Annotated in this window: 4 protein-coding genes and 1 tRNA gene; all 5 read right to left on the reverse strand. The window is 69.5% G+C overall.

The window, feature by feature from the left end; translation table 11 throughout:
- Positions 1–189 precede the first annotated feature (189 nt).
- The gene (fcl, locus tag VHL31_RS00830) at positions 190–1,140 is read right to left on the reverse strand and encodes a GDP-L-fucose synthase (RefSeq protein WP_329659304.1); all 951 of its coding nucleotides are present in this window, start codon (positions 1,138–1,140) and stop codon (positions 190–192) included.
- A complete protein-coding gene (gene gmd, locus VHL31_RS00835; protein WP_329659305.1) occupies positions 1,133–2,206 on the reverse strand; it encodes a GDP-mannose 4,6-dehydratase in 1,074 nt (357 codons plus the stop codon). The genes fcl and gmd overlap by 8 nt, the downstream gene beginning before the upstream one ends.
- Before the next feature lie 409 nt (positions 2,207–2,615).
- Positions 2,616–2,690, reverse strand: a tRNA-Gln gene (locus tag VHL31_RS00840).
- A 67-nt stretch (positions 2,691–2,757) separates the two neighbouring features.
- Positions 2,758–3,687 (reverse strand): 4-(cytidine 5'-diphospho)-2-C-methyl-D-erythritol kinase, encoded by a 930-nt coding sequence (locus VHL31_RS00845; protein ID WP_329659306.1) that lies wholly within the window; start codon positions 3,685–3,687, stop codon positions 2,758–2,760.
- Positions 3,671–5,399: tetratricopeptide repeat protein (locus VHL31_RS00850; protein WP_329659307.1), on the reverse strand; the 1,729-nt coding region annotated here is incomplete at its 5' end. The genes VHL31_RS00845 and VHL31_RS00850, both read right to left, overlap by 17 nt.

Here is a 5,399-nt window from a genome sequence, read left to right on the forward strand (position 1 = left end):
CGCCAGCCGCTGGCCACAGCCCATGCACGAGCCGGCCGAGGCCTTCGTCCTGCAGTTCGGCGCCGACGGCAAGGGACCGCCCATCTGGGTCAGGGACCTGCCGCCAGGCACCAGGCTCGCCAGGGTGGGGTGAGAAAGGTGAGATGGTACAATCGAACCCGAGCGATCCGGAGGGAGCCGGGCAGCCGCTCAGCGGCGGTGGTCGTTCTCCAGGAACCACTGGTAGGTCGCTCGCACACCCTCCTCCAGCGGGGTCCGCGGCTGCCAGCCGAGGCCGCGCAGCTTGTCGGCACTCATCAGCTTGCGCGGCGTGCCGTCCGGCTTGCTGGTATCCTCGATGATCCGGCCCTCGTAGCCGACCACGCGGCAGACCAGCTCCAAGAGCTCCCGGATCGTCACGTCCGAACCCGAGCCCACGTTGACGTGCTCATGGCCGGAATAATGCTTCATCAGGAAGACCAGCGCGTCGGCGCAGTCGTCGGCATGGAGGAACTCGCGCCTGGGCGTGCCCGTCCCCCACATGACGATCTCAGGCTCGCCCCGCTCCTTCGCCTCGTGCGCCTTGCGGATGAAGGCCGGCATGACATGCGAGGACTGCAGGTCGAAATTGTCGCCGGGGCCATACAGATTGGTCGGCATCGCCGAGATGAAGTCGCGCCCGTGCTGCTTGCGATAGGCCTGGGCCAGCTTGATCCCGGCGATCTTGGCGATCGCGTACCATTCGTTGGTGGGCTCGAGTGGCCCGGTCAGCAGGCTGTCCTCGGTGATCGGCTGCGGCGCCATCTTCGGGTAGATGCAGGACGAGCCCAGGAACAGGAGCTTTTGCACCCCCGCCCGGTGCGCCGCGTCGATGATGTTCGCCTCGATCATGAGGTTGTCGTAGAGATAGTCGGCAGGATACGTGTCGTTCGCCAGGATCCCGCCAACCTTGGCCGCCGCCAGGAAGATCGCGTCCGGCCGGTGCGCCGCGATCCAGCCTTCCGTGTCCGCCTGCCGCTTCAGATCGACCTCGTCGCGGCCGGCCTTGAGGATCTGGCAACCCTCCCGCTCCAGCCGCCGCACGATCGCCCCGCCGACCATCCCGCGATGGCCGGCCACCCAGACCCGCTTGCCCTCCAGCGGGAAGAGGACCTCAGGCATAGGTCATCACCGGTGCCGTCGCCATCACCTTCAGGTCCTCCTCCACCATCTCCGCGAGCAGCCCGTCCATGTCGGTCTCGTGCCGCCAGCCGAGCTTGCGGTGCGCCTTCTCCGGGTTGCCGATCAACAGGTCCACTTCCGTCGGCCGGAAATAGCGCGGGTCCACCTCGACCAGCACCTTGCCGCTCGCCCCGCAGATCCCCTTCTCGTCGACACCCTCGCCCTGCCAGCGCAGCGTGACGCCCACATGCGCGAACGCCTTTTCCACGAACGACCGCACCGTATGGGTCTCGCCCGTGGCCAGCACGTAATCGTCCGGCTCAACCTGCTGCATCATCAGCCACATGCCGCGGACATACTCCCGCGCATGGCCCCAGTCGCGCTTGGCGTCGAGGTTGCCCAGGAACAGCTTGTTCTGCCGCCCCAGATGGATCGCCGCCACCGCGCGGGTGATCTTGCGCGTCACGAACGTCTCGCCGCGAAGCGGGCTCTCATGGTTGAACAGGATGCCGTTCGACGCATGCATCCCGTAGGCCTCGCGGTAGTTCACCACGATCCAGTAGGCATAGAGCTTGGCCGCCGCATAAGGGGAGCGCGGGTAGAACGGCGTCGTCTCGCTCTGCGGGACTTCCTGCACCTTGCCGTACAGTTCCGAGGTCGAGGCCTGGTAGAACCGGGTCTTCTTCGTCAGGCCCAGAAGCCGGATCGCTTCGAGCAGGCGCAGCGTCCCGATCCCGTCCGCATTGGCCGTGTATTCCGGCGTCTCGAACGAGACCTGCACGTGCGACTGCGCCGCCAGGTTGTAGATCTCGTCCGGCTGCGTTTCCTGCACCACCCGGATCAAATTGGTCGAATCGGTCATGTCGCCGTAATGGAGGATGAACCGCTGGTTCGGCGTGTGCGGGTCCTCGTAGAGATGCTCGATCCTCCCTGTGTTGAACGAGGACGAGCGCCGCTTGATGCCGTGGACGACGTAGCCCTTGTCCAGCAGCAGCTTAGAAAGATACGCCCCATCCTGGCCGGTGGCGCCCGTGATCAGCGCCACTTTGCCGTCGTGCTTGGTCATCTCGTCCACATTCACTCGTTGAGGATCAAGGGATCGGAGCCGGCGGCGGTCTCACGCCATCAGCGAGATGGATGCTGCACCGCACAACCGCCCACCCCATGCCGCGCCCGCCTGCCCGGCGCAAGCCACAGGCGCGGCCTGTCGAGCCCATGCGACAATTGCAGCAGGAACCCTGCGCCCTGCCGGATCGACTATACCCGTCTCAAGCAGGCCAACGGCCGGTAGACCCATGAACGTCTCAAGCAGGCCGAAGGCCGGTAGACCCAGGAAAGTCTCAAGTAGGCCGAAGGCCGGTAGACCCAGGAAAGTCTCAAGTAGGCCAAAGGCCGATAGACCCATGAACGTCTCAAGCAGGCCAGAGGCCGATAGACACCCAAAAGAACCAGCCAGTCCGATGCGAGCATCGGACTGGCTGGGGCGGAAGGATTCGAACCTTCGCATGGCGGATCCAAAATCCGCTGCCTTACCGCTTGGCGACGCCCCAACGCATCCGCCCGACGCCATACGCCAGACCGGCCCGTCACTCAACGCCGACAATGGCCTGCCGGGCCTCACCGCCCCGGTTTCTCGCCCCGGACCACCACCGCCTCCACCCACCATCCCGGCACCGCCTGCCGCAGGATCTGCGCTGCCCGCACCGCCTGCGCCTCCTCGGGGAACAGGCCGAAGCAGGTGGCCCCGCTGCCCGACATCCGCGCCAGCGCGCACCCATCCAGCACCCGCAGGCTCTGCAGCACCTTGTCGATCACCGGTGCCAAGCCAATCGCCGCCGGCTCCAGGTCGTTGCGGCTCTCCGCCAGGAACGAGGCCAGCACGCGCGGCCCCGGATGCGGCACCATCCCGCCATCCCGCTCCTCGCCCAGTTCCGTCAGCGCCCGGAACACCGCGGGCGTGGCCACATGCACACCCGGGTTCACCAGCACCAGCGGCAGGTCCGGCAGGCCGCGAATCGGGTCCAGCCGCTCGCCCAGCCCCCGCATCCGCACCGATTGCCCGTACACGCAGACCGGCACGTCCGCCCCGAGCTCAGCGCCCAGGTCCCTGAGCCGCCCGTTGCCGAGATTGGTCCGGCAGGCCCGGTCCAGGAGCCTCAAGGTCGCCGCCGCATCCGAGCTGCCGCCGCCAAGCCCAGCCCCCACCGGCAGCCGCTTCTCCAGGACCAGCCTGCCCGCCACGGCCGCCCCCGTCCGCCGCTGGAACAGCTCGGCTGCCCGCAGCACGAGATTGCCCCCATCGGCCGGCACATCCGTCGCGAACGGCCCCTCGACCGCCAGCTCCAGCCCGCCAAGGCCGCCCTCGGCCGGCTCGAACCGGACCAGGTCGCCCACCGGCGCGAACACCACGATGCTGTCCAGCTCGTGGTAGCCGTCCAGCCGCCTGGCCGTGACCAGCAGGTCCAGGTTGACCTTGGCCGGTGCCGCCTCGGTGAGCGCCCCCTCCTCGCCCAGGGCCCGCTCGCCCCGCTCAGGAAGGGAGGCCATGGGCCAGCTTGTCCTGCAGCGACCGCACCACCGCCTCCTCCGGCTCCAGCGACAAGGCGCGCTGCCACTGGAAGCGCGCCTCCCGCGTCCGCCCGGTCCGCCAGTAGGCGTCGCCCAGATGGTCGTTGATCACCGGGTCGCCCGGCTCCGCCTCCACCGCCCGCTCCAGCCAGCTCACCGCGTCGTCGAACCGCCCGACCTTGAAGTAGGCCCAGCCCAGGCTGTCGATGATGAACCCGTCCTGCGGCCGCAGCTCCACCGCCTTCTCCAGCATGCCCAGCGCCACCTGCAGGTTCTCGCCCCGGTCCACCCAGGAATAGCCCAGGTAGTTCAGGACCTGCGGCTGGTCCGGCTCCAGCCGCAGCGCCTCCTGCAGGTCCAGCGCCGCCGCGTCCCACTCGCCCAGCCGCTCCCTGGCCACTCCCCTGGCGTAATAGAGCCGCCACTGCCCGGGTGCCGACGGGCCCAGCCGCTCCAGCGCATCGTCATAGGCCTGCTCGGCCGTCTTGTAGTCGTCGCTCCGCCGGGCGAGATCCCCAAGCTCGACCAGCGCGTCGACCCGCTCCGGCCGTGCCGCCGCCATCTCGGTCAAAAGCCGCCTGGCCTCGCTCTGCTTCTCGGCCGCGACCAGCGCATCGGCCATCGCCAGTTGCGCCTCCCAGCTCCAGGGCGAGCTGTCCGGCACCGCCTGGAGGATGTCGATCGCAAGCTGCGGGTTGTCCTGGCCCACCAGCAGGTTCGCCACCGTCAGCGTCACCTCGCCATCGTCCGGCGCCGCCCAGGCCGCGAGCCTGGCATAGACGATCGCCCGTCCGCCTGCCCGCTGCTGGCGCAGCGCCTCCGCAATCGCCAGCAACGTATCGGCGACCCCTTCGCCGGCCGTAGTCAGCGTCCTGTCCGGCACCCGCCCCTCGACGGCACTCAGCGCCAGCCGCCGGACCATGGGAGGCTGCTCCTGCAGCGCCTCGACCTCGTCCAGCATCGCCATGGCCGCGTCTGGCCCTTCCTGCTCCGCCACGAGCCGCGCCGCCAGCACGGTCGCCCGCATCGGCGCCCCCTCCGGGCGCACCACCAGCGCCTTGAGCGCCGGCAGCCCCGCCGCGGGCTCGCCCGCCAGCGCATGCATGGCCGCCCGGTGATAGACCAGCACCGCGAACAGCGGGTCTTCCGGGTTGATGGCCGGCATTGCCTGAAGCGCCCCCGCGGGATCGCCCTCGGCCACCATCAGCCAGGCGCGCAGCAGCGGCGAGATCAGCGACCCCACGCTCCGCTCCGGCATGGCTTCCAGCTGCGCCCGCGCTTCGCCCAGCCGCCCGCCCTGCAGCGCGTCCACGAACAGCGCCAGGCGCGGCTCGTCCGCCGCCGGGTCGAGCTCCACGAGGCCCCGCGCCTGCGTCACGGCACCCACCCGCTCGCCGCTCGCAATGTTCAGGAAGAACACCTGCCGGCGCAGCTCTAGGTCGTCCGGATCGGCCGCGAGCGCCCGCTGCAGCGCCGACTGCGCCTGCGCGATGTCGCCCACCTCCATGGCGAACTGGCCGACCAGGAAGTCGGCGCCAGGGCCGGAGCCGATGTCCGCTGCCGTCTGCATCGGCATCGGCGCCGCCGTCAGGTCGTCCATGGGGCCGCTGCTCGCCCGCAGCGACGGCGCGCAGGCGCTGGCCGCGAGCGTGACCACCAGCATGGATGCCAGCCTCGCCCGCAGGCTAGGA

The sequence above is a fragment of the Geminicoccus sp. genome (assembly GCF_036263595.1).
Taxonomy (GTDB): domain Bacteria; phylum Pseudomonadota; class Alphaproteobacteria; order Geminicoccales; family Geminicoccaceae; genus Geminicoccus.

Coding starts and splice junctions, on each gene's coding strand:
- fcl (WP_329659304.1), bottom strand. CDS start 1,140: ATGCCTGAGGTCCTCTTCCCGCTGGAGGGCAAGCGGGTCTGGGTGGCC.
- gmd (WP_329659305.1), bottom strand. CDS start 2,206: ATGACCAAGCACGACGGCAAAGTGGCGCTGATCACGGGCGCCACCGGC.
- VHL31_RS00845 (WP_329659306.1), bottom strand. CDS start 3,687: ATGGCCTCCCTTCCTGAGCGGGGCGAGCGGGCCCTGGGCGAGGAGGGG.